The 25,492-nt window shown below is 73.4% G+C and carries 21 protein-coding genes; 17 read left to right on the top strand and 4 right to left on the bottom strand.

All coding sequences use genetic code 11. The features are described from left to right. Window positions 1-6: 6 nt before the first annotated feature. Window positions 7-1,770, bottom strand: a complete 1,764-nt coding sequence (locus ACGFNI_RS00995) for a beta-galactosidase family protein (RefSeq protein ID WP_393679374.1) — start codon at window positions 1,768-1,770, stop codon at window positions 7-9. Between the two features lie 141 nt (window positions 1,771-1,911). On the opposite strand from ACGFNI_RS00995, the gene ACGFNI_RS00990 reads away from it, so the two are divergent. Continuing rightward, window positions 1,912-2,799: a helix-turn-helix domain-containing protein gene (locus ACGFNI_RS00990; RefSeq protein ID WP_393679372.1), complete on the top strand. Its 888-nt coding sequence runs from the start codon at window positions 1,912-1,914 to the stop codon at window positions 2,797-2,799. 563 nt (window positions 2,800-3,362) lie between these two features. Here the strand turns inward: ACGFNI_RS00990 and ACGFNI_RS00985 are convergent. Further along, a complete protein-coding gene (locus ACGFNI_RS00985; RefSeq protein WP_393679370.1) occupies window positions 3,363-4,796 on the bottom strand; it encodes an MFS transporter in 1,434 nt (477 codons plus the stop codon). A gap of 277 nt (window positions 4,797-5,073) precedes the next feature. On the opposite strand from ACGFNI_RS00985, the gene ACGFNI_RS00980 reads away from it, so the two are divergent. The 11 genes from ACGFNI_RS00980 to ACGFNI_RS00930 all read left to right on the top strand — a co-directional run bounded on the left by ACGFNI_RS00980 (window position 5,074) and on the right by ACGFNI_RS00930 (window position 15,358). Then, on the top strand, window positions 5,074-6,600 hold the full coding sequence (locus tag ACGFNI_RS00980) for an aldehyde dehydrogenase (protein ID WP_393679369.1): 1,527 nt from the start codon (window positions 5,074-5,076) through the stop codon (window positions 6,598-6,600). 45 nt (window positions 6,601-6,645) lie between these two features. Then, window positions 6,646-7,575, top strand: coding sequence for a VOC family protein (locus tag ACGFNI_RS00975; RefSeq protein WP_393679367.1), 930 nt, complete (start codon window positions 6,646-6,648; stop codon window positions 7,573-7,575). Window positions 7,576-7,605: 30 nt separating this feature from the next. Continuing rightward, entirely contained in the window at window positions 7,606-8,385 is a 780-nt protein-coding gene (locus ACGFNI_RS00970; protein WP_393680297.1) for an aspartate dehydrogenase domain-containing protein, read from the top strand. Next, complete coding sequence (locus ACGFNI_RS00965; protein ID WP_393679366.1) at window positions 8,382-9,185, top strand: alpha/beta fold hydrolase; 804 nt, start codon at window positions 8,382-8,384, stop codon at window positions 9,183-9,185. The genes ACGFNI_RS00970 and ACGFNI_RS00965 overlap by 4 nt, the downstream gene beginning before the upstream one ends. A gap of 35 nt (window positions 9,186-9,220) precedes the next feature. Further along, entirely contained in the window at window positions 9,221-9,742 is a 522-nt protein-coding gene (locus ACGFNI_RS00960; RefSeq protein ID WP_393679364.1) for a cupin domain-containing protein, read from the top strand. Beyond that, window positions 9,742-10,494, top strand: coding sequence for an SDR family oxidoreductase (locus ACGFNI_RS00955; RefSeq protein ID WP_393679362.1), 753 nt, complete (start codon window positions 9,742-9,744; stop codon window positions 10,492-10,494). Before ACGFNI_RS00960 ends, ACGFNI_RS00955 begins: the two co-directional genes overlap by 1 nt. Window positions 10,495-10,582: 88 nt before the next feature. Further along, window positions 10,583-11,371: an SDR family oxidoreductase gene (locus ACGFNI_RS00950; RefSeq protein WP_393679360.1), complete on the top strand. Its 789-nt coding sequence runs from the start codon at window positions 10,583-10,585 to the stop codon at window positions 11,369-11,371. Window positions 11,372-11,416: 45 nt separating this feature from the next. After that, window positions 11,417-13,063, top strand: coding sequence for a thiamine pyrophosphate-binding protein (locus tag ACGFNI_RS00945; protein ID WP_393679359.1), 1,647 nt, complete (start codon window positions 11,417-11,419; stop codon window positions 13,061-13,063). Window positions 13,064-13,110: 47 nt separating this feature from the next. Next, the gene (locus tag ACGFNI_RS00940) at window positions 13,111-14,049 is read left to right on the top strand and encodes a PDR/VanB family oxidoreductase (protein WP_393680295.1); all 939 of its coding nucleotides are present in this window, start codon (window positions 13,111-13,113) and stop codon (window positions 14,047-14,049) included. A 59-nt stretch (window positions 14,050-14,108) separates the two neighbouring features. Beyond that, complete coding sequence (locus ACGFNI_RS00935) at window positions 14,109-14,324, top strand: recombinase-like helix-turn-helix domain-containing protein (protein ID WP_393679358.1); 216 nt, start codon at window positions 14,109-14,111, stop codon at window positions 14,322-14,324. 5 nt (window positions 14,325-14,329) lie between these two features. Next, on the top strand, window positions 14,330-15,358 hold the full coding sequence (locus ACGFNI_RS00930; protein ID WP_393679356.1) for a Rieske 2Fe-2S domain-containing protein: 1,029 nt from the start codon (window positions 14,330-14,332) through the stop codon (window positions 15,356-15,358). Between the two features lie 71 nt (window positions 15,359-15,429). Here ACGFNI_RS00930 and ACGFNI_RS00925 read toward each other — a convergent pair whose 3' ends face one another. Both ACGFNI_RS00925 and ACGFNI_RS00920 read right to left on the bottom strand, forming a co-directional pair. After that, complete coding sequence (locus tag ACGFNI_RS00925) at window positions 15,430-15,981, bottom strand: MarR family winged helix-turn-helix transcriptional regulator (RefSeq protein ID WP_393679354.1); 552 nt, start codon at window positions 15,979-15,981, stop codon at window positions 15,430-15,432. A 138-nt stretch (window positions 15,982-16,119) separates the two neighbouring features. Then, window positions 16,120-16,842 carry a transporter substrate-binding domain-containing protein gene (locus tag ACGFNI_RS00920; protein ID WP_393679352.1) on the bottom strand — a complete coding sequence of 241 codons (723 nt, stop codon included), beginning with the start codon at window positions 16,840-16,842 and terminating at the stop codon, window positions 16,120-16,122. A gap of 184 nt (window positions 16,843-17,026) precedes the next feature. Here ACGFNI_RS00920 and pepN point away from each other — a divergent pair, with 184 nt between their 5' ends. From pepN to pyk, 5 genes are all read left to right on the top strand, one after another. Further along, window positions 17,027-19,588: an aminopeptidase N gene (gene pepN, locus ACGFNI_RS00915; protein ID WP_393679351.1), complete on the top strand. Its 2,562-nt coding sequence runs from the start codon at window positions 17,027-17,029 to the stop codon at window positions 19,586-19,588. Window positions 19,589-19,770: 182 nt separating this feature from the next. Then, complete coding sequence (locus ACGFNI_RS00910) at window positions 19,771-21,573, top strand: pyridoxal-dependent decarboxylase (protein ID WP_393679349.1); 1,803 nt, start codon at window positions 19,771-19,773, stop codon at window positions 21,571-21,573. Next, window positions 21,570-23,048, top strand: a complete 1,479-nt coding sequence (locus tag ACGFNI_RS00905) for a lysine N(6)-hydroxylase/L-ornithine N(5)-oxygenase family protein (protein ID WP_393679348.1) — start codon at window positions 21,570-21,572, stop codon at window positions 23,046-23,048. Before ACGFNI_RS00910 ends, ACGFNI_RS00905 begins: the two co-directional genes overlap by 4 nt. Window positions 23,049-23,144: 96 nt before the next feature. Further along, the gene (locus ACGFNI_RS00900; RefSeq protein WP_393679346.1) at window positions 23,145-23,861 is read left to right on the top strand and encodes an SIMPL domain-containing protein; all 717 of its coding nucleotides are present in this window, start codon (window positions 23,145-23,147) and stop codon (window positions 23,859-23,861) included. Window positions 23,862-24,004: 143 nt separating this feature from the next. Then, the gene (gene pyk, locus ACGFNI_RS00895) at window positions 24,005-25,441 is read left to right on the top strand and encodes a pyruvate kinase (protein ID WP_393679344.1); all 1,437 of its coding nucleotides are present in this window, start codon (window positions 24,005-24,007) and stop codon (window positions 25,439-25,441) included. Window positions 25,442-25,492 lie beyond the last annotated feature (51 nt).

Genomic DNA, 25,492 nt, shown 5'->3' with positions numbered 1-25,492 from the left:
GGGCGCTCACGGCACCAGCCGCGGCGCCCCCGGCGTGCCGCCCGGCGGCGGCCCCGCAAGCTCCAGTACCAGCACCTCGTTCGCCCCCTCGCGCAGCACCGGGCCCGGCACGTACAGCGCTTCCTGCGGCCCCACCGACCAGTAGCGCCCCAACGGGAAGCCGTTCACCCACGCGAACCCCCGTGTCCAGCCCGGCAGTTCGAGCATCGCGTCGCCCGCCCCGCCCGCCGGCACGGTGACCGTCCCCCGGTGCAGCCCGCGCGCACCCGGCAGGCCGGGCCCGAACGGCAGCCGCGCCACCGCCGCCGCGTCATCCAGCGCGTCGAGACGCAGCCCGCGGGCCCGTACGCCGTGCAGGAACTGCCGCTCGTGCAGCACCCCGCCGGTGAGGCCCTTGGACTCGGCGAGGCGCGGCCCGTAGTTGACCCGCCCCAGGGACTCCACCCACAGCTCCACCACGGCGGGCCCCGGCACCGGCCCGAGCACCGCGTCCTCGGTGTCGACGACCGGGCCGGGCACCCCGTCCACGAACGTCACCGCACGGTCCCGCAGCCCCCGCACCCGCAGTTCGTACGGGCCGCGCGGCCCGGGGACCGTCAGCCGGTAGCGGACCAGGCCCCGGTCCACGTCCAGTTCCTCGAACGTCGGCGGCACCGCGGCGTGCACCTCGGCACCGCCCAGCGCGTCCGTCACCGCGTCGAGCCCGGCCCACCCCGCCGGCCGTACGGCGGCGGGCGCGCCGAGCACCGGGCAGGGGGCGGGCGGCTCGGGCAGCGGGCCCGGTGCGTGCGGTGCCAGCACCTCGCGGAAGCGGTGGAACTTCTCGGTGGGACGGCCGCGTTCGTCGATCGGCGCGTCGTAGTCGTAGGACGTGACCGTCGGCCGGAGCGGCCCTTCGTGCAGCGGGCCCGCGCGGTTGGCGCCCGCCAGACCGCCGAAGCTGGTGCCGCCGTGCGCCATGTAGAGGTTGACCGAAGCCCCCTGGTCGAGGATCTCGCGCAGCGCGCCGGCCGCCTCCAGCGGATCGCGGGCGGCGGGCCCCGCGCCCCAGTGCGCGAACCAGCCGCACCAGAACTCCATGCACATCAGCGGCCCGTCCGGCTGGTGGCGGCGCAGCACGTCGAACGCCTCGCGCGCGCCCGAACCGAAGTTGACGGTGGCCAGCGCCCCCGGCACGCTGCCGCCGGTCAGCATGTGGTCTTCGGGCCCGTCGGACGTGCACAGCGGCACCGTCACGCCCAGGTCCCGCAGCAGCCCGGCGAGCCACGCGAGATAGGCCGTGTCGGACCCGTAGGACCCGTATTCGTTCTCCACCTGCACCATCAGCACCGGCCCGCCGCGGGTGCACTGGCGGGCGACGACCTGGGGGAGCAGCCGGCGAAACCACGCCTCGACCGCCCGCAGGTACTCCGGGTCGCGGGTCCGCACCCGGCGGCCCAGCGGCCCGGTCAGCCAGTGCGGCAGCCCGCCGTTCTCCCACTCGCCGCAGATGTACGGTCCTGGCCGGACCAGGGCCCGCAGTCCCGCCCGGTCGGCGGCGTCCAGGAAGCGGCCCAGCGCCCCGGTGTCCCGCAGGTCGCCACGGCGCGGTTCGTGCAGGTTCCACGGGACGTAGGTCTCCACGCAGTTGAGGCCCATGGCGCGCAGCATCGCCAGTCGGTGGTCCCACCGGTCCTCGTGCACCCGGAAGTAGTGCAGCGCGCCGGACAGCAGCCGCAGGGGCCGCCCGTCCAGCAGGAAGTCCCGCTCGCCCACCAGGAATTCGCTCACGTCGCCCGCCCCGCCTCTCGTCGGCCCCGCCCGTCCTTGCCGGTCACCTTCGCCCTCTGGCGGTGCGGCGGTCCATGGACAAAGATCGGCGTTGTTTGGACGGAGCGGCGGCCGTGCGGGCGGCGGTGGGAGGTCCCGGGGATGTACCACACCTGGATGCGGTATTTCACGCCGGGCCCGGTGCACCACCGGCTGGGCCTGGTGTGCCTGGGCGTCGGGTTGCAGCACGGTGCGCTGCCCGCGGTGGGGCCGCGGGTCCTGGACCACCACGTCGCCGTTGTCATCAGCGCGGGCCGCGGCTGGTGCACGGGCCCGGACGGGCGGCGGCAGGACGTCACCGCCCCGGCGCTGCTGTGGCTGGTGCCGGGGGTGTCCCACCACTACGGGCCCGACCCGGAGACCGGCTGGGACGAGAGCTTCGTCGACTTCACCGGGCCGGTCGCCGACACGTACACGGAGCTGGGCTACATCGAGCCGGGGCGGCCGGTGGTGCCGCTCACCGACACCGTCGCGGCCCGTACCGCAGTGGGGCGGATCGCGCGGGCGGCGCGGCGCGGCAATCCGCTGCTGGAGGTGGAGGCATCGGCGGCCGTGCACGAACTGCTCGTCGCGCTGCGGCGGGCGCGGGCCGACACCGACGCGGACGGCGATCCGGTGCTCCAGGCGCTGGCCAGGGACGCGTTCCAGCCGCTGTCGGTGGCCGAGCACGCGGCGCGGCACGGCATGAGCCCGGCCGAACTGCGGGTCGCGGTACGGCGTGGGGCGGGGTGCAGTCCCAAGGACTACCTGCTGGGGATCCGGCTGGGGCGGGCCAAGGAACTGCTGGTGGCCACCGAGCTTCCGGTGGCTGCGGTGGCGCGGCGGGTCGGCTACGACGATCCGGCGTACTTCAGCCGGCTGTTCACCCGGCGGGTGGGGACCGCCCCGGTCCGCTTCCGCGCGCGGCAGGGGCGGAGCGTGCCGGGCGGGTGGTCGGACACGGTGCCCGATCCGGATGATCCGCCGGTGGTGAGCGGGCGGGTGGGGTGAGGCGGGGTCGGTGGGGTGCTTGGCGTTGGTGGGTGGGGGTGGGGGGGGGGGGGGGGGGGGGGGGGGGGGGGGGGGGGGGGGGGGGGGGGGGGGGGGGCGGGGCCGCACCGGGTCGTCTCCTCGACGCATGTGCCCTCGGCTACGTGTCAAGAATCCTGCCGGTGTCGGCACCTGTCGCTGCGGGGAGCGACCCGGTGCGGCCCCTCCGACCCACCCGGTCTCGTACACGGCTGACCGCCGGTGGGGGCTCCCTGCGGCCTCGGCCTCCGGCCGCGTTCGTCCCGTACGCGGCTGAATGCTCCCCGCAGGGGGTGCGTTGACGGGAGCGTCCGGGCGTCCGCAGTCGGGTACGCAGGCCGGAGGGGGCGTACCGGGGGCTCCCCGCAGCGACAGGTGCCAACGCCGGCAGCCTCTTCACACGTAGCCGAGGGCACCTGCGTCGAGGAGAGACCCCGGTGCGCCCCCTCCGGCCCCGCGGCACCTCACAGAGGCCGCCCCGGCAGTCCCCACAGACGGCCGGCACGGTATCCGTCACGGACAACTCCCCACGCCCCAGGGCCTGTTCAGGGCGAGACCTCCTCCAGTGGCCGGTCGGTGGTTTCCTCCGCGAAGAGCGCGGCGGTCAGCGCACCGGCCAGCGCCACGGCGCCCAGCGTGACGAAGACCGCGCTCAGACCGGTGCCTCCGGCGTACACCGCGCCGACGATCAGCGGCCCGAGAATGACGCCGAGACGGTTGAGCGCACCGCCGACGCTGCATCCGAGCGCCCGCATCCGGGTCGGGTACAGCTCCGGTGTGTAGAGGTACAGGCAGATGTTGGAGCCGAAGAAGCAGACCGCGGCCAGTGAGGTCCAGACGAGGACCTGGACGGGGGTGCGGGCGCCGAGCGCGGCGAGGACGAGCAGGGTGGCGGCGGTGCCGCCGAGGAACAGGGCGAAGATCCGGCGCCTGCCGACGCGGTCGACGGTGAGCGCCGCCACCAGGCAGCCGAGCAGTCCGGCGACCGAGGTGACGGTGGAGTAGAGCAGCGCGTCGGCCAGACCGAGGTGGAACCGGCTGCCGTAGATGGTCGGCAGCCACGACGAGATGCCGTAGTTCACGAAGTAGCCGGTGAACCAGAGGGCGCCGAGCACGAGCGTACGGCGCCGGTAGCGGCCGGTGAACAGGCCGCGGATGCCGGTGGCGGCGCGCTCGGCGGCGGTGGCGGGGGCCACGGTGCGGGCGTCGGGTGGGGTAGCGGGCGCGGCCGGGGCGTCCGGTGGCGCGTCCGGCAGCGGCGCTCCCGTGGCGGCCTCGACCTTCGCCTCGATCAGCGCCATGGTCGCCTCGGCCTCCCGCATCCGGCCGCGGTCGGCGAGCCAGCGCGGCGATTCGGGGACCTTCCGCTGCACGAGGACGGCGAGCAGCCCGGGGAGCGCGGCCAGGGCGTACATCCAGCGCCAGCCGAGTGCGGGCACGATCCAGGCGGCGCAGAGCGCGCCGATGGTGAGGCCGGCGGGGAAGACCAGTTCGTAGAGGAGGACGAAGCGGCCTCGGCCCAGGCTGCGGGTGATCTCGCTGATGAAGGTGGCGGCGACGGGCACCTCACCGCCGATGGCCAGGCCCTGGACGAAGCGCAGCAGCATGAAGGGGGTGGGCCCGGTGCTGGCGGCGAGCGCGAGGGAGGCGACGCCGGAGACGCCGATGCACAGGGCGATGACCTTGACCCGGCCGATCCGGTCCGCCATCCGGCCGGAGAACAGCGCGCCGATGAGCATGCCGATCGATCCGATGGTCAGGACGAGGGCGGACGAGGCCGTCGACAGGCTCCATTCCTGGCGCAGTTCGGGCATCGCGTAGGCGATGAGCAGTTGGTCGAAGGCTTCGAAGAAGGTGACCACGCCGATGATGACGCGGACGGTGACGTGCCATCGGGACAGCGGAAGTCGTTCGAATCGGGCGGCGATGGCGGCGCGGGCGGCGCCGGTCTCGCGGTCCGGGGAGGCGGCAAGGCTCATCCGGGATTCCTCCAGACCCGCTCGGAAAGCGGGTGAGGGACGAGGGGGAGGGCGGCGGGCGCGGTGTGGGGTGGCCGCTTGATGTCCCGTCCGTAAGTGCAAAGTTTCTAAGCGCTTAAGTTCTACCGATCCGGGGGGTGTGGTCGTCAAGAGGTTGACCAAGGGAACTTTTTCCGCGCTGAGGGGTTGCCAGTAAATAGTTAAGTGCTTAGATTTCTGGCGCTGAAGCAATCAGCGGAACGGGCAGAGCGCTCAAGTCGCCTTCAGGAGGCCGCGGATGACCGTCGAAGAGCCGGCGGGGCACCTGGTGCCCGCACCGGATTCCACTCCGGACGAGGTACTGGTCGCGGGGGAGTGGCGGCGCGGCAACGGCGCCCCGGTCGAAACCGTCGACCCGGCCACCGGCCGCACCCTCGCCGTACTGGCCGGGGCCGACGCCGCCGACGTCGGCGAAGCCGCCCGCCGCGCCGCCGTCGCCGCCGCCGACCCCGCCTGGCGCGAGCTGCCCGCCCACCGGCGCGCCCGGCTGCTGCACCGCATCGCCGAACTGATCGAGGACGGCGCCGGCCGGCTCTGTGCGCTCCAGACCGCCGACACCGGCAAGTGCCGCGCCGAGACCCTCGCCCTGGTGCACAGCGCGGCCGGCACCTTCCGCTACACGGCCGCCGTCCTGGAGACCGCCGAGGACGCCGTCACCCCGGCCCGCGGTGACTACGTCACGCTCAGCGTCCACGAACCGATCGGCGTCATCGGCGCCATCACCCCCTGGAACTCGCCGATCGCCAGCGACGCCCAGAAGGTCGCCCCCGCCCTGGCGGCGGGCAACGCCGTCCTGCTCAAGCCCGCCGAATGGACCCCGCTCGTCGCCCTCGCGCTCGGCCGGATCGTGCACCACGCGCTGACCGAAGCGGGCCTGCCGGCCGGACTGCTGTCCGTCCTGCCGGGGCCCGGCCGCGTCACCGGCGACGCCATCGTCCGCCACCCGGCCGTCGGCAAGGTCACCTTCACCGGCGGCACCCGCACCGGCCGCGGCATCGCGCGCCTGGCCGCCGACAAGGTCATGCCCGTCTCGCTGGAGCTGGGCGGCAAGTCGCCGACCATCGTGTGCGAGGACGCCGACACCGAACAGGCCCTGGCCGGTGTCCTGTTCGGCATCTTCTCCTCCAGCGGGCAGAGCTGCATCGCCGGCTCCCGGCTGTTCGTCGCCCGCTCCCGCTACGACGCCTTCGTCGGCGAACTCGTCGACCGGGCACGGAAGCTGCGCGTCGGCCCCGGCACCGACCCCGACACACAGGTCGCGCCCCTCGTGCACCACGCGCACCGCGATCACGTCGCCGGCTACGTCGACCTCGCCCGCAGCGAGGGCGCCCGGGTGCGGTGCGGCGGCGCCCCGCCCGAAGGCGAGCGCTACCGGGACGGCGCGTACTACCTGCCCACCGTCCTGGACGGGCTGCCGCACTCCGCCCGCGTCTGCCAGGAGGAGATCTTCGGTCCCGTCCTGGTCGCGCTGCCCTTCGACGACGAGGACGACCTGGTCGCGCAGGCCAACGACACCGTCTACGGGCTGGCCTGCGGCCTGTGGACCCGCAGCGCCGCCACCGCCTGGCGGCTGGCCCGCCGGATCGACGCGGGCACGGTGTGGATCAACACGTACAAGCAGTTCAGCAGCGCCACCCCGTTCGGCGGGATGAAGGACAGCGGACTCGGGCGTGAGAAGGGGCAAGGCGGCATCCGCGCCTACCAACGCCAGAAGAGCCTCTACTGGGGCACCGCCGCCACCCCGCTGCCCTGGGCCGGCAGCTGACCCGCGCCCGCCGCACCCCACCCACCCCGAAGGAGACCGGAACCGATGCCGCACGAGCCCATCGCCAGGCTCCGCGCGCTGCGCGCCGTCGAGCTGCACACCCCCGCCCTCACCGAATCCACCGACTTCTACCGCGAGGTGTGGGGCCTGGAGGTCGTCGCCACCGAGCCGGGAAGCGCCGGCTGGCTGCGCGGCACCGGGCCCGAACACCACGTACTCGGCCTCACCCGCGCCGACCGCACAGGGCTCGGCAAGATCAGCTTCGCGGTCGCCACCCCCGCAGACGTCGACGAGGCCGCCCGCCGCCTCGAAGCCCGCGGCCTCATCCCCGTCCACGGCCCGGGACCGCTCGACCAGATCGGCGGCGGCTACGGACTGCGCTTCACCGACCCCGAGGGCCGGCTCCTGGAACTCAGCGCCCACGTCGAGGCCGCCGCCCCGCGCGGTCGGGACGGCGCACTCCCCGTCGGCGTCACCCACACCGTCCTCAACACCACCGACATCGACGCCTCGGTCGCCTTCTACCGCGACGTCCTGGGCCTGCGGGTCTCCGACTGGTCCGAACACCAGATGGCATTCCTGCGCTGCAACGCCGACCACCACTGCATCGCCTTCAACCAGGCCGAGTGGGCCTCCCTCAACCACGTCGCCTACGAGATGACCTCCGTCGACCACTTCATGCGCGGCCTCGGACGGCTGCGCCACCACGGCATCACCCCCCAGTGGGGGCCCGGCAGGCACGGACCGGGCGACAACACCTTCGCCTACTTCACCGACCCGTCGGGACTGGTCTGCGAATACACGTCCGAGGTCGCGCAGATCGTCGAGGACGCCTGGATCGCCCGCGTCTGGCGCCGCACCCCCGAACTCTCCGACCTGTGGGGCACCGCGGGCCCGCCGTCCGCCGGCATCCGCCGCCACATGGCAGGCACCCCCGACCCCGGCCCGCTCGCCACCCCGAAGGGAACCGCATGACCGCCGCACCGACCGCAGCCCCCCCGCCGCATCGGCCTCATCGGCTGGGGCGCCATCGGCCGCGTCGTCGGCACCGCACTCGCCGACGGCCTGCTGCCCGGCGCCGAACTGGTCTGCGTCATCGACAACCGCCCGCTCGGCGACACCGCCCCGGCACCCCAACTCGCCATCGACGAGGCGCTGGAGCGCTGCGACCTGATCGTCGAGGCCGCAGGACAGGGCGTCGTCCGCGCCCACGGCGAGCGGATCCTCACCTCGGGCACCGACCTGCTGATCGCCTCCACCGGCGCGCTGACCGACGACGCGCTGACCGGACGGCTGCGCGCGGCGGGCCCCGGCCGGGTGTACTTCACCGGCGGCGCGGTCGGCGGCCTCGACCTCCTCCAGGCCGCCTGCTCCCTCGGCCCGCTCACCGACGTGCGGCTGACCACCACCAAACTGCCCGCCACCCTCGAACAGCCCTGGATGGACGCGGAGTTGCTGGCCAGGATGCGGACCGCCACCGGCCCCGTCGAGGTACTGCGCGGCACCGCACGCGAGGTACCGGCGAAGTTCCCCCGGTCGACCAATGTCGCCGCCTCGGTGGCCCTCGCCGTCGGCGACCTCGACGCGGTGCAGGTCAGCGTCGTCGCCGACCCCGCCGCCCGGCACACCAGGCACCTCATCGAGGCGACCGGCGGCCACGGCAGCTACCGCTTCGAAGTGCGGCACCTGCCCGACACCGCCAACCCGGCCACCAGCCAGGTCGTCCCGCACGCGGTGCTGCGCAGCCTCGCCGCCCTGTCGGGACGCAGCGGGATGATCCTGTGAGCGCCCCCTACGACCTCGCGGGACTGCACGTCGAGGAGACCGGCGACCACGGGCCGCTGCTGCTCTGCCTGCACGGCATCGGCTCCTCATCCGCCTCCTTCGCCCCGCAGTTCGCCACGCTCGGCGCCCACCTGCGGCTGCTCGCCTGGGACGCACCCGGATACGGCGCATCGGCCGACCCGCACCAGCCACTGGACCTCGACGCCTACGCCGACACCGCAGCCGCCCTGATCCGCGCCCGCGGCGGCTGCGCCCACGTACTGGGCGTCTCCTGGGGCGGCGTCATCGCCCTGCGCCTCGCCGCCCGGCACCCCGCACTCGTCGCTTCGCTGATCATCGCCGACTCCAGCGCGGGCTCCGGCGCCGACCCGGCCAGGGCCGACGCGATGCGCGCCCGCGCCGCCGAACTCGCCGCCGCGGGACCGCGCGCCTTCGCCGAGCGCCGCGGCCCCCGCCTGGTCTCCGACACCGCGCCCGCCGCACTGGTCCGGCGCGTCGTCGACACCATGGCCCGCTCCGTACGGCTCCCCGGCTACCGCTACGCCGCGGACTCGATGGCCGCCGCCGACCTGCGCGGCGAGCTGCCCGGCATCACCGCCCCCACCCTCGTCCTGTGCGGCGACCGCGACCGGGTCACCGGACCCGACGCCAGCCAGATCCTGGCCGGCGCGCTGCACAGGTCCGCGTACGTGATCGTCAAGGACGCCGGTCACCTCGCCAACCAGGAGCAGCCCGAGGCGTTCGACGCCTGGCTCCTGGCCCACCTCCGGATCGCCGCCCACCCGGACGCCGACCGGTGACCACCGACACCCGCCACACGAAAGGCAGTTCACCCGTGCCGATCACCACCACCGACTACGACAACGGCGGCGACCTCGCCGGCTACACCGACTCGCTGATCGCCACCAAGGAATCCCGCGAACCCGACTGGGACACCCTCGCCTTCCAGGCGAAGGCCGGTGACCAGTACCGCCGCGCCCAGATCCGCTACGTCGGATCCGGCGCCACCGGCAACCACGACGGCGACAACCGCATCCTGCCGTCCGGCGGCTTCACCTTCTCCAACATGCTGCTGCCGCCCGGCGCCGAGGGCCCCGAGCACACCCACCACGATGTCGAGGAAGCCTTCTTCGTCCTGGAGGGCGAGGTCCGCGTCGGCATCCACCGCGGAAGCGACGAGGCCGAATACCGCACCCTCGGCTACCGCGACATGATCGTCGTGCCGGCCGGTGTGGCCCGCAGCCTCAAGAACGAGGGCGAGACCGACGCCCTGTTCTGCGTCGTCATCGGCACGCGGAAGCCGCAGGTCCCCACCTACCCCGAGCACTCGCCGATGCACGGCGTGACCCGCGACTGATGGCCGCCACGGCACCCGGCACCGTCGTCGTCACCGGCGCGGGACGCGGCCTGGGGGAGGCCATGGCCCGCCGGGCCGCCGAGGACGGCCACCGCGTCGTCCTCGCCGAACTCGACGAGCGGCGCGGCACATCGGCCGCCGCCGCGCTGCGCGCCGGAGGACTCGACGCGCACTTCGTCCGCTGCGACGTCGCCGACCCGGCATCGGTCGACGAACTCGCCGCCCGCACCGGCGAGTTGGGCCCCCTGCGCGGGCTGGTCAACAACGCAGGTCTCGCCGACGGCGTCGGCGGCAAGGAATTCCAGGACATCGACGTCGAGACCTGGGACCGCATCATGACGGTCAACGCCCGCGGCCCCTGGCTCGTCGCCCGCGCCCTGCTGCCGCAGCTCCTCGCCGCCGGCTCGGGCCGCATCGTCAACCTCGCGTCCGACGCCGCCCTCTACGGCTCACCGCGGCTCGCCCACTACATCGCCTCCAAGGGCGCGGTCATCTCCCTCACCCGGGCGATGGCCCGCGAACTCGGCGACAAGGGCATCACCGTCAACGCCGTCGCCCCCGGCATCACCGAGTGCGAGGCCACCGAGAACGTGCCCGCCGAACGGCACGCCCTCTACCGCAGCAGCCGCGCCGTCTCCCGTCCCCAGCGGCCCGACGACCTCACCGGCCTCGTCGCCTTCCTCCTCAGCGAGGAATCCCGCTACCTCACGGGACAGGTCATCGCCGTCAACGGCGGCTTCACCATGCACTGACCGCGCGGCAGCCGCCCCGACCCGCCCGCACCGGCCGGCCCGCCCGCACCCCGCGCCGGCCCCCGAACCCCACCCCGGAGGAACACCCATGGACCTCGGCCTGGCCGACCGCACCGTACTCGTCACCGGCGGCAGCTCAGGCGTCGGCCTGGCCACGGTCCGCGCCCTGCTCGCCGAAGGCGCCCGCGTCGCCACCTGCGCCCGCACCCCCGAGACCCTCGCCGCCGTCGCCGCCGGCCTCGACGCGGGGCCCGACCGGCTGCTCACCGGCGTCTGCGACATCCGCGACACCGAGGCGACCGCCGCCTTCGTCGACCGCGCGGGCGACCACTTCGGCGGCCTCGACGCCCTCGTCAACAACGCCGGCAGCTCCCGGATGAAGCGCCTCGCCGAGACCACGGCCGACGACTGGCGCGACGAGCTGGAGCTGAAGTTCGCCGGCGTGCTCAACCCACTGCACGCCGCACTCCCGCTGCTCCGCGCCTCCGACGCCGCCTGCCTCGTCAACATCAACGCGGTCCTCGCCAAGCAGCCCGAACCGCGCCTGATCACCACCAGCGCCGCCCGCGCCGGCATCCTCAACCTCTCCGCCTCCCTCGCCAGGGAACTCGCCCCCGACGGCATCCGCGTCAACTCCGTCTGCCTCGGCCTGATCGACACCGGCCAGTGGACCCGCAGGCACGCCGCGTCCGGCAGCACCCTGAGCTACGCACAGTGGCAGGCCGAACTCGCCGCCGACCGCGGCATCGCACTCGGCCGCATCGGCCGCGCCGACGAAGTCGCCTACGCCGTCCTGACCCTGCTCTCCCCCCGCGCCTCGTACATCACCGGCACCACCATCGACGTCTGCGGCGGAGTCGGCCGCGGCATCGCCTGACCCGGCACCCGCCCCGCCCCACCGCATTCCCCAGGAGCCCGCACCATGCCCCAGCCCAACGGCGGCGACCTGCTCGTCGCCCTCCTGCGCGACCTCGGCGTCGACACCGTCTTCGGCGTCGTCAGCGTGCACAACCTGCCGCTCGTCGAGGCTGTCGACCGCGACCTGCGGTTCGTCCCCGTACGCCACGAGGCCACCGCCGTCAACGCCGCCGACGGCCACGGCCGGGCCCGCGGCGGCCTCGGCTGCGCCCTCACCAGCACGGGCGCCGGTGCGGGCAACGCCGCCGGATCGCTGATCGAATCCCTCAGCGCCGGCAGCCGCGTCCTGCACGTCACCGGCCAGATCGACAGCCACCACATGGGCGCGGGCCGCGGCTACATCCACGAGACCCGCGACCAGCTCGGCATGCTGCGCGCCGTCAGCTCCCACGCCGCCACCGTCCCCGACGCCGAAAGCGCGGGCCACGTGCTGCGGGAGGCCGCCGCCCACGCCCTCGGCCCGGCCGGCGGACCCGCCAGCGTCGAATGGCCCATCGACCTCCAGTACGCGCCCCAGGACCCGGCCCGCCTGCCCGCGGCGCCCGCCGCACCGGCACCCGCCGAGGCCGCACCCGACGCGCTGGACGCCGCCGCCGACGCGCTCGCCGCCGCCCGCCGCCCGCTGATCTGGGCCGGCGGCGGCGCCACCACCGCAGGACCCGAACTCACCGCGCTGCTCCGGCAGATCAACGCCGGGCTGCTCACCAGCAACTCGGGGCGCGGCGCCGTCCCCGAGACCGACGACCGCGTCATCGGCAACTTCGCCACCACCCCCGCCGGCCGCGAACTCCTCGCCGAAGCCGACCTGCTGCTCACCGTCGGCACCCACTTCCGCTCCAACGAAACCGCCGACTGGAGCCTGCACCTGCCCGCCGTCCACCTCCAGATCGACCACGACCCCACCGCGCTCGGCCGCAGCTACCCCGCAGGCCACACCCTGCACGGCGACGCCGCCACCACCCTCGCCGCCCTCCGCACCCGGCTCGCCGCCCGCCCGGCCACCCCCGCCGACGGCGCCTGGACCGCCCGCGTCCGCGACACCCGCGAGTCGGTACGCGCCGAACTCCGCGACCGCATCGGCCCGCAGGCCGCCCTCTGTGACGCGATCCGCGCGGCACTGCCCCCCGAAGCCGTCATCGCCCGCGACGTCACCGTCCCCGCCAGCAGCTGGGGCAACCGCCTCCTGGACATCCACCACCCGCATACCAACGTCTTCCCGCGCGGCGGCGGCATCGGCCAGGGCCTCGGCATGGGCATCGGCGCCGCCCTCGCCCGGCCCGGCACCCCCACCCTCGTCATGGCGGGCGACGGCGGCCTCGCCGTCCACCTCGGCGAACTCCTCACCCTCGCCCAGGAACGCCCCCACCTCACCCTCGTCGTCTTCAACGACGGCGGCTACGGTGTGCTGCGCAACATGCAGGACCGCTACTTCGACCGCCGCTCCGGCGTCGACCTCACCACCCCCGACTTCGCCGCACTCGCTCACGCCACCGGCCTGCCCTACGCCCGCATAGCCGCCGAGGCCGACGCCGCGCCCGTCCTCGCCGCCGCCACCGCGAGCGAAGGACCCACCCTCGTCGAGGTCGACCTGACCGCACTCGGCCCGATGAAGACCCCCTTCACCCCGCCCGTCGCACTGCCCGCACGGTAAGGAGGACGTCCGTGCCCGAAACCGCCATCGACCTGCTCGTCCACCGGATGACCTGGGAGGCCGACGACGTCCTCGCCCTCGACCTCGTCCACCCCGAGGGCAAGCCGCTGCCCCCCTGGGAACCCGGCGCCCACATCGACGTGCACACCGGCGGCCACGTCCGCCAGTACTCCCTGTGCGGCGACCCCGACGACACCGGCCGCTACCGCATCGCCGTCCTGCACACCCCCGCATCGCGCGGCGGCTCCACCCACATCCACACCACCCTGCGCCCCGGCCACACCCTCCGCGTCCAGGGCCCCCGCAACCACTTCGCCATCGAACCGGCCGCCCGCTACCTCTTCCTCGCCGGCGGCATCGGCATCACCCCCCTGCTGGCCATGGCCCGCCACGCGCACCGCACCGGCACCCCCTGGCACCTGGTCTACGGCGGCCGGCGCCGCACCAGCCTCGCCTTCACCGCCGAACTCACCGCCCTCACCGACGCGTCCGCCACCGACCGCTGCGACCTGCACCCTCAGGACGTGCACGGCCACCCCGACATCGACGCCGCACTCGACGGCGTCACCGACGACACCCTCGTCTACTGCTGCGGCCCCGAACCCCTGCTCGCCGCCGTCGAGGAACGCTGCGCCGCCCGCGGCCTCGCCGACCGGCTGCGCACCGAACGCTTCGCCGCCCCGCCGCCCGCCCAGGGCGCCCCGGCCGACGGCACCGGCCACGCCTTCGACGTCGAATGCCGCCGCACCGGCCGCACCGTCCGCGTCGACGACGGCACCTCCATCCTCGACGCCGTCGAAGCCGCCGGCATCGCCGTCGAAAGCTCCTGCCGCGACGGCATCTGCGGCACCTGCGAGACCCGCGTCCTGGACGGCACCCCCGACCACCGCGACTTCCTGCTCACCGACGGCGAACGCGCCGCGCACACCTCCCTGATGATCTGCGTCTCGCGCTGCGCGGGCGACCGCCTCGTCCTCGACCTGTGACCACCCCGGCGGCCCGGCCGCCGCGCCGCGCCGCTCTCCCGCACCCGCCAGGAGCCACCGTGACCCCGTACCGCGAAGTCCACCAGTCCCGCACCCACGAACCCACCCCCTACGAGATCAAACTCGCCCGCACCCTCGAAGAGGTCTTCACCCACGTCGGACACGAACTCGTCGACGTCATCGCCGGTCTGAATGCTCGTCAGGTCGCGGCACCGGACGGCGAACCCTGGACCGAGCAGTCCTTCCGCGACGAGATGCACCGACTGGGAGCGTGACCACCGTGACCACCCACACCACCGCGCCGGCCACCGCCGACCACCTCTACGCCACCGGTCTGCGCAACCAGTGGCACCCCGTCGTCCCCTCCCGCTTCGTCGCCCCCGGAGGCATGCGCCGCGTCACCGCACTCGGCGAGGACTGGCTGCTCTTCCGCCGCGCCGACGGCCGCCTGCACATGCTCGCCGACCGCTGCCCGCACCGGGGCGCCCGGCTCTCACTCGGCCGCCACCTGGGTGACCGCATCTCCTGCTGGTACCACGGCGTCGAGGTCGACGGCACCGGCACCGTCACCTCCGTACCCGGCCTGCCCGGCTGCACCCTCGAAGGCAAACAGCTCGTCACCAGCCCCCCGGTCCGCGAGATCGGCGGCGCGATCCTCGCCTACTTCGGCGACACCGCACACCCCGAACCCTGCGAACTGACCCTCCCCGAACCGCTCACCGAACCCGGCACCGACGCGTTCCTCTGCTACGCCGAATGGGACGCCCCCTGGCGCTACGGCATGGAGAACCTCCTCGACCCCATGCACGGCCAGTTCCTGCACCACGAGTCGCACACCATGGGGGAGGGCGACACCACCGCCAAGTTCCGCATCCGCGAGACCGGCCGCGGCTACTTCTTCGAGAAGACCGACCAGCGCGGCGTCAACTTCGACTGGGTCGAGCTGTGCCGCACCGGCGTCGACTGGGTGGACCTGTCCATCCCCTACCCGCCGTCCGCCGGCCCCGGCGGCCCCTTCGGCATCGTCGGCATGATCTGCCCCATCGACGAGCGCCGCAGCGGCGTCTTCTTCTGGCGCTACCGCCGCGTCACCGGCTGGCAGCGCGACACCTGGCGCTTCCTCTACCGCACCCTCATCGAGGAACGCCACTGGCAGGTGCTCGAACAGGACCGCGTCATGCTCGAAGCCATGCCGCACGACGCCGACCAGGCCGAAAACCTCTACCAGCACGACCTCGGAGTCGTCCGGCTGCGCCGCCTCTACCGCGCCGAAGCCGAGAAGCAGGCGGCGGCCACCGCGCCCGCCTGACGGACGAGCCGCCCCGCCCACGGCCACCGGCCGCGGCACCGCGCCGCGACGGTGGCCGGGCGCCTGCTCCCCTACCCGGCCTCTCCCGCCGCCTCCGCCTCTTCCGCCGCCTCCGCCTCGCATATCGACCGCTCCAGCTTCGACAGCAACCGCGCCAACTGACGGCACTCGGCGGGGGAGAGGCCGGCCAACATCCGCCGCTCGTTCTCCAGATGCTCGGCGAACAACGCGTCGATCGTCGCCAGACCCTCATCCGTCAGCCGCGACCGCACCACCCGCCGGTCCTGCGCGTCGCGCTCCCGCACGATCAGCCCGTCCTTCTCCAGCCGGTCGACGCGCAGCGTCACCCCCGCCGACGAGATCAGCCCGGAGTCCGCCAACTGCCCCGCCGTACGCCGGAACGGCCGCCCCGCCCGCCGCAGCGCCGTCAGCACATCGAACCCGGCCACCGACAGGCCGTGCGACTCCACCGACGCCGTCAGCCGCGCGCTGTAGCGCAGAAACGTCCGGTGCAGCCGCGCCAGCACCTCCAGCGGAGCGGTGTCCAGCTCCGGCCGCTCCCGCCGCCAGTCCTCGATGATCGACGCCACCGCGTCCGACTGCTCCGCCGACCTGCGCACCATCTCCGCCGCCCTCCCCGGGCTCCACCGTCGGGCCGCGGCTCGTACCCGAACACCAGGGAAACTTTAGTACTGAGAAGCCAGGCACCTAACGACACCGGCCGGACAACGGGCCGTGCGGGAGAGCGCCTTCAGGCCCCGCTACCGGGCCGGGGCGACCAAGGCGTCGGACTGCTGCGCCCGCCGGAGCGCCCCGGCGACGAATCCACCGGCCTTCAGCTCCTCGACGAGGTCCCCGAGGAACCGGACGGTCTCGGGACGCCGGCTGGTCGTCGTGCCCACCGCCTGCGGTATCTGCATGAACCTGTCCTCGATCAGCCGGACTTCGGGATGCGCCGCGACGAACTCCGTCATCGGCTGCCTGATGCCGGCCGCGGCCTCAAGCCCCTGCGCGCGGAACACGTCGACCCCTTCCTGCCCGCGCACGACGCTCGCGCGGCGCAGGGTGCGGGACAGGAAGAGGTCATAGGCGGACCCGTGCTGCACGCCGATCCGCACGCCCGCCCGGTCGACGTCGGCCGCCGTGACGAAGGCCGCGTCGCGGGGCACGGCGAACACCCCCTCGATCACGACATACGGCGCGGTGAAGGCGACCTGGGCCGCACGTGCGGGCTCGACGGCCAGAAAACATATGTCGGCCCGCCCCGCCGCCATCGCCTCGTACGACTTCCGCGCCGCGTCGAAGCAGACCAGTTCCACCGGCACTTCCAGCCGCGCGCCGACCTCCCGCGCGAGGTCGACCGTGACGCCGGCCGGCGCATCCGGCGTGCCCTGCGCCAGGACCGGGTTACCCAGGCTGACGGAGGCCCGCAGCACGCCGCTCGGCGCCAGATCACCGGCGATGGCAGCACGTGAGATCGTCATGGAGCGGAGCGTAGGCGCGCCGCGTGACGGGACACCGGGCCCCGGGTGCCGCCGTCCTCACGGCACGGACCGCCGCCCCCTGTCAGTCACCCGCCGCCGACTTTTCCACAGCCCCCGCGGGCCGTACCCGCCGGTTGTCCACAACCCCGTGCAGCCGCCCCCGCACGTGCGGCAGCATGGCTCCATGCCCGCACTGCAGCGCGACGAGGCGCAGACCCGAGCCCAGATCATCGACGTCCAGAGCTACGACATCGACCTCGACCTCACCCAGGGCGAGGACGTGTTCGGCTCCAGGACCGTCATCCACTTCCGTGTGCGCGACACCGAGGGCAGCTCCGACACCTTCGTCGAGATCAAGCCCGCCGCGCTGCACACCGTCACCCTCGACGGCAGCCCCCTCGACCCCGCGCTGCTCGCCGACAACCGCCTCCCGCTGACCGGCCTCGCCCCCGGCGGCCACGAACTCCGCTTCGACGCCACCATGCGCTACTCCCGCACCGGCGAAGGCCTGCACCGCTTCACCGACCCCGCCGACGGCGAGACCTACGCCTACACCCAGCTGTTCATGGAAGACGTCCAGCGGGTCTTCGCCGCCTTCGACCAGCCCGACCTCAAGGCCGTCTTCCGGCTCACCGCCACCGCCCCCGATGGCTGGACCGTTCTCGCCAACGGCACCACCACTCAGGGCGACGACGGCCGCTGGACCGCCGCCCCCACCCCCCTCATCTCCACCTACCTCGTCGCCGTCGCCGCAGGCCCCTGGCACTCCGTCCGCACCGAACACGCCGGGCTGCCCTTCGGCCTGCACTGCCGCCGCTCGCTGGCCCCGGCCCTCGACGCCGACACCGACGAGATCCTCGACATCACCCGCCGCTGCTTCGACCGCTACCACCAACTCTTCGACGAGCCCTACCCGTTCGACTCCTACGACCAGGCATTCGTGCCCGAATTCAACGCCGGCGCCATGGAGAACCCCGGCCTGGTCACCTTCCGCGACGAATTCCTCTACCGTTCGGCCGTCACCGACACCGAACGCCAGATCCGCGGCATGGTCATCGCCCACGAAATGGCCCACATGTGGTTCGGCGACCTCGTCACCCTCCAATGGTGGGACGACATCTGGCTGAACGAGTCCTTCGCCGAATACATGGGCTACCAAGTCCTCTCCGAAGCCACCCACTTCACCGGCACCTGGACCGAATTCGCCGTCTTCCGCAAGGGCTGGGGCTACGACGCCGACCAGCGCCCCTCCACCCACCCCGTAGCCCCCCGCGCCGAAGACGTCCCCGACACCGCATCCGCGCTCCTCAACTTCGACGGCATCTCCTACTCCAAGGGCGCCTCCGCACTGCGCCAACTCGTCGCCTGGATGGGCGAGAAGGACTTCCTCGCCGGCATCAACGACCACTTCGCCCGGCACCGCTTCGGCAACGCCACCCTCGCCGACTTCATCGACTCCCTCGCCCGCGCCGGCGACCGCGACGTCCACACCTGGGCCGCCCGCTGGCTGCGCACCTCCGGCACCGACACCCTCACCGCCTCCGTCGACGACCGGCCCGACGGCTGGGAACTCACCGTCGAGCACCACGGCAGCCGTCCCCACCGCATCGCCGTCGGCCTCTATGACCAGGACCTCGCGGACCCCGCCGGGCTCACCCCGCGCGACCGCCTCGAACTGGACATCCCCGAGAAGGAGGGGCACACCCGCCGCACCTTCCCGGGAGCCGCACCCGCCCTGGTCCTCCTCAACGACAGCGACCTGAGCTACACCAAGGTCCGCTTCGACGCGGCCTCCTGGCAGACCGCGGCCCGCGCCCTCTCCGGCATCCCCGACCCCCTCAGTCGCGCCGTCGTCTGGAACACCGCCCGCGACATGGTCCGCGACGGCGAACTCCCGCCCACCGCCTACCTCGAAGCCGCCCGCGCCCACCTCCCGCACGAACCCGACGTCGCCATCGTCCGCAGCGTCCTCACCTTCGCCCGCACCCCCCTCACCGACTGCTACCTCCCCGCCGCCGAACGCCCCGCCGCCCTCGCCACCCTCACCGCCATCAGCCGTGACCTCCTGCGCCGCACCGAAGGCCCCGAACACGGCGCCGAGGCAGGTCTGCGGCTCACCGCCGTCCGCGCCCTCATCGCCGGCGCCCGCACCCCCGACACCCTCCAGGAGTGGCTCGACGACGGCAGCGTCCCCGGCGGCCCCGCCCTCGACCCCGAACTGCGCTGGCACATCCTCGGCCGCCTCGCCGTACTCGGCGCCCTCACCCCCGACCGCATCGACGCCGAACTCGCCCGCGACCCCAGCGCCGCCGGCCACGAAGGCGCCGCCCGCTGCCACGCCGCCCTCCCCGACCCGGCCGGCAAACAGGCCGCCTGGGAAGCCCTCTTCACCACCGAAGCCACCGCCACCGGCGACAAGGCCCTCCTCTCCAACCACCTCTTCACCGCCACCGCCACCGGCTTCTGGGCCCCCGAACAGCACGACCTGCTCCGCCCCTACGTCAGCCGCTACTTCGCCGAGGTCCCCGCCCTCGCCGCCGAGCGCGGCCCCGCCCTCGCCGAGGCCGCCGGCCGCCACGCCTTCCCCAGCACCTTCGTCGAGCCGGAAACCCTCCGCCTCGGCCGAAGCTGCCTCGCCACCGGCGACCCGACCCCCGCGCTGCGCCGCAAGCTCGTCGACCAACTCGACGATCTGGAACGCGCCCTGCGGGTCCGCTCGGCCCACCCGGCGCAGCCCGCCGACTGACCCGCCGGAGCGGACCGTCACGGATACCGCCGGGGAGGCCGGCGACCGGCGGTATCCGAACATATGAAGCAGTCACCTACACGAACGAGTGGAACCACCTGCACCACTGGATGCGCGCTGCACCGGGAAAGTAACTTAGGGCGGCCTAACGTCCCGAACTCCCCACACAGAAGGGCACGTTCATGTCTGTGCCCGCCACCGGTGCCGCACTCGCGGGCGGCACCGAAGGCCCCCGCGCGCTCCGCCCCCTCATCGCCACCGTCCTCGACGCCCTCACCGCCGGCGCCGAGGACCGCGCGGGCCCCCTCCCCGCCGGCGGACCCGACGCCGTGGCCCACGCCGTACGCGCCGCTTGCGCCCCCCTCCTCGCAGACGAAGGCACCGGGCCGCACGACGCCCTGCGCACCCTCGTCCACGCCCTCGCCGCCGGCGCCGCCGACCCCGCGGACCCGCACTGCGCGGCCCACCTCCACTGCCCGCCGCTGGCCATCGCCGCCGCCGCCGAAGTGGCCGCCTGCGCCCTCAACCCCTCCATGGACTCCTGGGACCAGGCCCCCGCCGCCTCCGCCATCGAAGCCCTCACCACCCGCGAACTCGCGGCCCTGGTCTACCCCCACGCACGCACGACCGCCCCGGCATGGGTCGCACCGCACACACAGCCCCGGCCCGTCCCCGCCCCGGCCCACCCCACCCCCGCAACGGCCCGCGCCACCATTCCGGCCCCGGCCACCGCTCCGGACAACGCCCGCGCCACCATCGGCCCGGTGCCGCACACCCCACCCGGAACCCCCGGCGCCGCCCGCACTCTCCCCGTCCCCGGCCCCTCAACGGCCCCCTTCACCCCTGGCGTCCCCGGCACACCCGTCCCCACCGGCGGCCCCGACGCACTGGTCACGACCGGCGGCACCGAGTCCAACCAACTGGCGGTCCTCCTCGCCCGGGAGGCCGCCCACACCGCGGCCCACCGCAAGGCCGCCACCACGGCGAACGCCGCCGGGGACACCCCCGCGGACGTGACCGGGGGAGTCGACGCCGAGACGGGGGACCACACCCGCCCCGCCCAACTCCACGCCCCCACCCACCCCTTCACTCTTACGGACCGCCCGGAGCCCGCGGCTCCCCTCCGCATCGTCTGCGGCGCCAACGCCCACCACAGCATCCACCGCGCCGCCTGGCTCCTCGGCCTCCCCGCCCCGATCACCCTCCCCACCCCTGACGGCGTCCTGAGCCCCGACGCCGTCCACGCGACGCTCTCCCGCCTCGACGGCCCCGTCCTCCTCACCGCCACCGCGGGCACCACCGACTCCGGCGCCATCGACCCCCTGCCGGCCCTGGCCGACCTCGCCGAACGCCACGGCGCCCGCTTCCACATCGACGCCGCCTACGGCGGAGCACTCCTCTTCAGCGACACCCACCGCACCCTGCTCGACGGCCTCGACCGCGCCCACACCGTCACCCTCGACCTGCACAAACTCGGCTGGCAACCCGTGGCCGCCGGCCTCCTCGCCGTCCCCGGCAGCGCCGACCTCGCCCCCCTCGACCACCGAGCCGACTACCTCAACGCCGACGACGACACCGAGGCAGGACTGCCCGACCTCCTCGGCCGCTCCCTGCGCACCACCCGCCGCCCCGACATCCTCAAGATCGCCGTCACCCTCAAAGCCCTGGGCCGGCGCGGCGTCGGCGACCTCGTCGACCGCACCCTCGACGCCGCCCGCACCCTCGCGGACCTCGTCGAGGCACACCCCGACCTCGAACTCCACTCCCGCCCCACCCTCACCACCGTCCTTTTCCGTCCCACCGGCGCCGCCGACGCCACCCTCGCCGCCATCCGCCGCAGCCTGCTCACCGACGGGCACGCCGTCCTCGGCCGCGCGACCACTGCCACCGGACTCTGGCTCAAGGCCACCCTCCTGAACCCCCACACCCAGCCCGGTGACCTCGAAAACCTCCTGAAACTCGTGGAAGGCCACATTCCCCGATGACCACCCCCGCCCTTCCCGGCACCCCTGGCACCACACCCCCCACCTCCACGACGACGGAACCCGACAGCCCCCCTCCGGCCGACACCACCAGCCCCACCGACCCCCTCGACCTCGCAGGCATCGGCATCGGCCCCTTCAACCTCTCCCTCGCCGCCCTCGCCCACCCCCTCACCCAACTCCGCACCGCCTTCTACGACCAACGCCCCGCCTTCCACTGGCACCCCGGCCTCCTCATCGACGGCGCCACCCTCCAAGTCCCCTTCCTCGCCGACCTCGTCACCCTCGCCGACCCCACCAGCCAGTGGAGCTTCCTCAGCTACCTGCGCAGCCGCGAACGCCTCTTCCCCTTCTACTTCGCCGAGCGCTTCCACATCCCCCGCGCCGAATACGACGCCTATTGCCGCTGGGTCAGCGAAAACCTCCCCGCCCTCCACTTCGGCCACCAGATCGACGCCGTCCGCTGGAACTCCCGGCACGCCGTATTCGAAGTCGACTTCACCCACCTCGACGCCGACGGCGAAGCCGAAGCACTCGGCCGCACCTACGCCCGCAACCTCGTCCTCGGCATCGGCACCGCACCCCACATCCCCGAACCCCTGCGCCCCCTCGCCGACGCCCCCACCGTCCCCGTCATCCACTCCGCCGACTACCTCGACCACCGCGAACGCCTGCTCGCCGCCGACCACATCACCGTCGTCGGGGCAGGCCAGTCCGGCGCCGAAATCTTCCTCGACCTGCTACGCGCCCGCCCCACAGGCCACGAAAAACTCCACTGGCTCGCCCGCACCCCCGCGTTCGCGCCCATGGAATACAGCAAGATCGGCCTCGAACACTTCACCCCCGACTACACCCGCTACTTCCACGCCCTCCCCGAATCCGTACGCGACGGCCTCGTCCCCGGCCAATGGCAGCTCTACAAAGGCATCGACCACGACACCCTCGCCGCCATCCACGACGAGCTCTACCGCCGCACCCTGCACGGCGGCTGGCCCGACGCCACCCTCACCCCCGGCGTCTCCGTACACTCCGCGGCCCGCCTCGGCCCCACCGGCATCGAACTCCACATCGACCACGCCGAACAGGCCACCCGTACCCGCCTGACCACCGACGCCGTCGTCCTCGCCACCGGCTACCGCGAACGCCGCCTCGACACCCTCCTCGCCGCTCTCGACCCCCACCTGCACCGCGACACCGCCGGCCGCCCCCACGTCGACGCAGACCACCGCCTCGTCCTGGACCCCGCCGTCACCGGCCACCTCTACGTCCAAAACGCCGAACGCCACAGCCACGGCGTCGGCACCCCCGACCTCGGCCTCGCCGCCTGGCGCAGCGCCACCATCCTCAACTCCCTCACCGACAACACCCCTTACCCCCTCCCCACCCGCACCGCCTTCACCACCTTCGGCCTCCAGCAACCCCCCGGCACCCCCGCACCTGTCCCACACCCCACCTCCCACCTCGCCCGCCGCCCCTGACCCGACGCACACCACCCGACCCGCACACCAACCCCGCTCCTCCCACCCATGTGCGACCCTTCACCCCGGCAGCCGACCGCCCGAAGGAGTCGCACCATGACCGACCCCACCCCCGCACCGCACACCACCGACGCCCTGCCCTACGGCACCCCCGACACCCCCCGCCTCGCGGTACGCGGCGAAGCCCGCCTGGAAGTCGACCCCGAAATCGCCCGCATCGCGGTCACCATCAGCGCCCGCGGCACCGACCGCCCGACCGCCCTCAACGACCTCACCCGCCGCAACGAGCAGGCCCTCGCCCTCATCAAGAGCTACGGCGACGCCATCGAAAAACTCGAAACCGGCTCCTTCAGCCTCACCCCGCAAATCTCCGAAAAGGGCCGCCACGAACGCATCCGCGCCTACCACGGACGCGTCACTCTCACCGCCACCCTCAACGACTTCACCACGCTCGGCGAACTCACCACCCGCCTCGCCGACCTCGACCTCACCCGCGTCGACGGCCCCTGGTGGAACCTGCGCCCCGACTCACCCGCCCACCGCGACGCCCGCACCCACGCCGTACGGGAAGCAGTCCAACGCGCCCGCGAATACGCCGAAGCGCTCGGCGCCCGCCTCGACGCCCTCGTCGAACTCGCCGACATCGGCGCCGAGGACACCCCGCCGATGCCCGCCGCCCGACGCTCCTTCGGCGGCTACGCAGGCGGCCCCCCGGCCCAGTCCGACACGCCCGCGCTCGATCTCGAACCTCAGCGCCAGACCGTCTACGCCCACGTCAACGCGCGCTTCACCATGACCCGTCCGGCGCTCTGACACGCCGCCCGCACCCCGGGATTCCGCTCATCGGAGCACCACCGCGCGCATTTCAATACTTGTCAACAGCCTTTCATCGAGAGGACGTTGGGCAGTCACTTCCGCACAGTTCTCTACCCATGGGTAAGTCATAGGGTCGAACCATGCGCCGAGCAAAGATCGTCTGCACACTAGGACCCGCCACCGACTCGTACGAGCAGATCAAAGCCCTCGTCGACGCCGGAATGGACATCGCACGCTTCAACCTCAGCCACGGCACCTACGCCGACCACGAGGCGCGTTTCGACCGGGTCCGCACCGCATCCGAAGAAACCCACCGCAGCGTCGGCATCCTCGCCGATCTTCAAGGCCCGAAGATCCGACTGGGACGATTCCGCGAAGGGCCCGTACTTCTCGAACGCGGCGACGAGTTCACCATCACCGTCGAGCCCGACGTCGAAGGCGACCGCCAACTCTGCGGCACCACCTACCAGGGCCTCGCCGCCGACGTCACCACCGGCGAACGCATCCTCGTCGACGACGGCAAGGTCACCCTGGAAGTCACCGGCGTCGACGGTCCCCGCGTCCGCACCCTGGTGATCGAAGGCGGCATGGTCTCCGACCACAAGGGACTCAACCTCCCCGGTGTCGCCGTCTCCGTCCCCGCACTCTCCGAGAAGGACCAGAACGACCTCCGCTGGGCCCTGCGCACCGGCGCCGACATCATCGCCCTCTCCTTCGTCCGCAGCGGTCGCGACATCGAAGACGTCCACCGCATCATGCGCGAAGAGGGCCGCTTCCTCCCCGTCATCGCCAAGGTCGAAAAGCCGCAGGCCGTCGACAACATCGACGACATCGTCGCGTCCTTCGACGGCATCATGGTGGCCCGCGGCGACCTCGGCGTCGAAATGCCCCTGGAAACCGTGCCGATCGTCCAGAAGCGCGCCGTCAAACTCGCCAAGCGCAACGCCAAGCCGGTCATCGTCGCCACGCAGATGCTCGACTCGATGATCGACAACTCCCGGCCCACCCGCGCCGAGGCGTCCGACGTCGCCAACGCCGTCATCGACGGCACCGACGCGGTGATGCTCTCCGGCGAGACCAGCGTCGGCAAGTACCCCACCGAAACCGTCCGCACCATGAGCCGCATCGTCGAGGCGGCCGAGGAAGACATCCTCGCCAAGGGCCTCCCGCCGCTCACCGACCGCAGCAAGCCCCGCACCCAGGGCGGCGCCGTCGCCCGCGCCGCTGCCGAGATGGGTGACTTCCTCGGCGCCAAGTTCCTCGTCGCCTTCACCCAGTCCGGCGACACCGTCCGCCGCCTCTCCCGCTACCGCTCACCCATCCCGCTCCTCGCCTTCACCCCCGACACGGCCACCCGCTCCCAGCTCAACCTCACCTGGGGCGTGGAGACCTTCCTCGGACCGACCGTCAACTCCACCGACGAGATGGTCGCCCAGGTCGACGAGCAACTCCTCAAGATCGGCCGCTGCGAGAAGGGCGACGTCGTGATCATCACCGCCGGCTCCCCGCCCGGCGTCGCCGGCTCCACCAACCTCGTCCGCGTCCACCACATCGGCGAGGACGACTCCCCGAAGTAGCCCCACCCCCGCACACGTTGATGCCGGGCCGAGGTCCTGACTGCCGTCCCT

The sequence above is a fragment of the Streptomyces sp. NPDC048644 genome (assembly GCF_043199105.1).
Taxonomy (GTDB): Bacteria; Actinomycetota; Actinomycetes; order Streptomycetales; family Streptomycetaceae; genus Streptomyces.
Note: the sequence above shows the minus strand (reverse complement) of the source record. Positions and strands in the feature narration are given on the sequence as shown.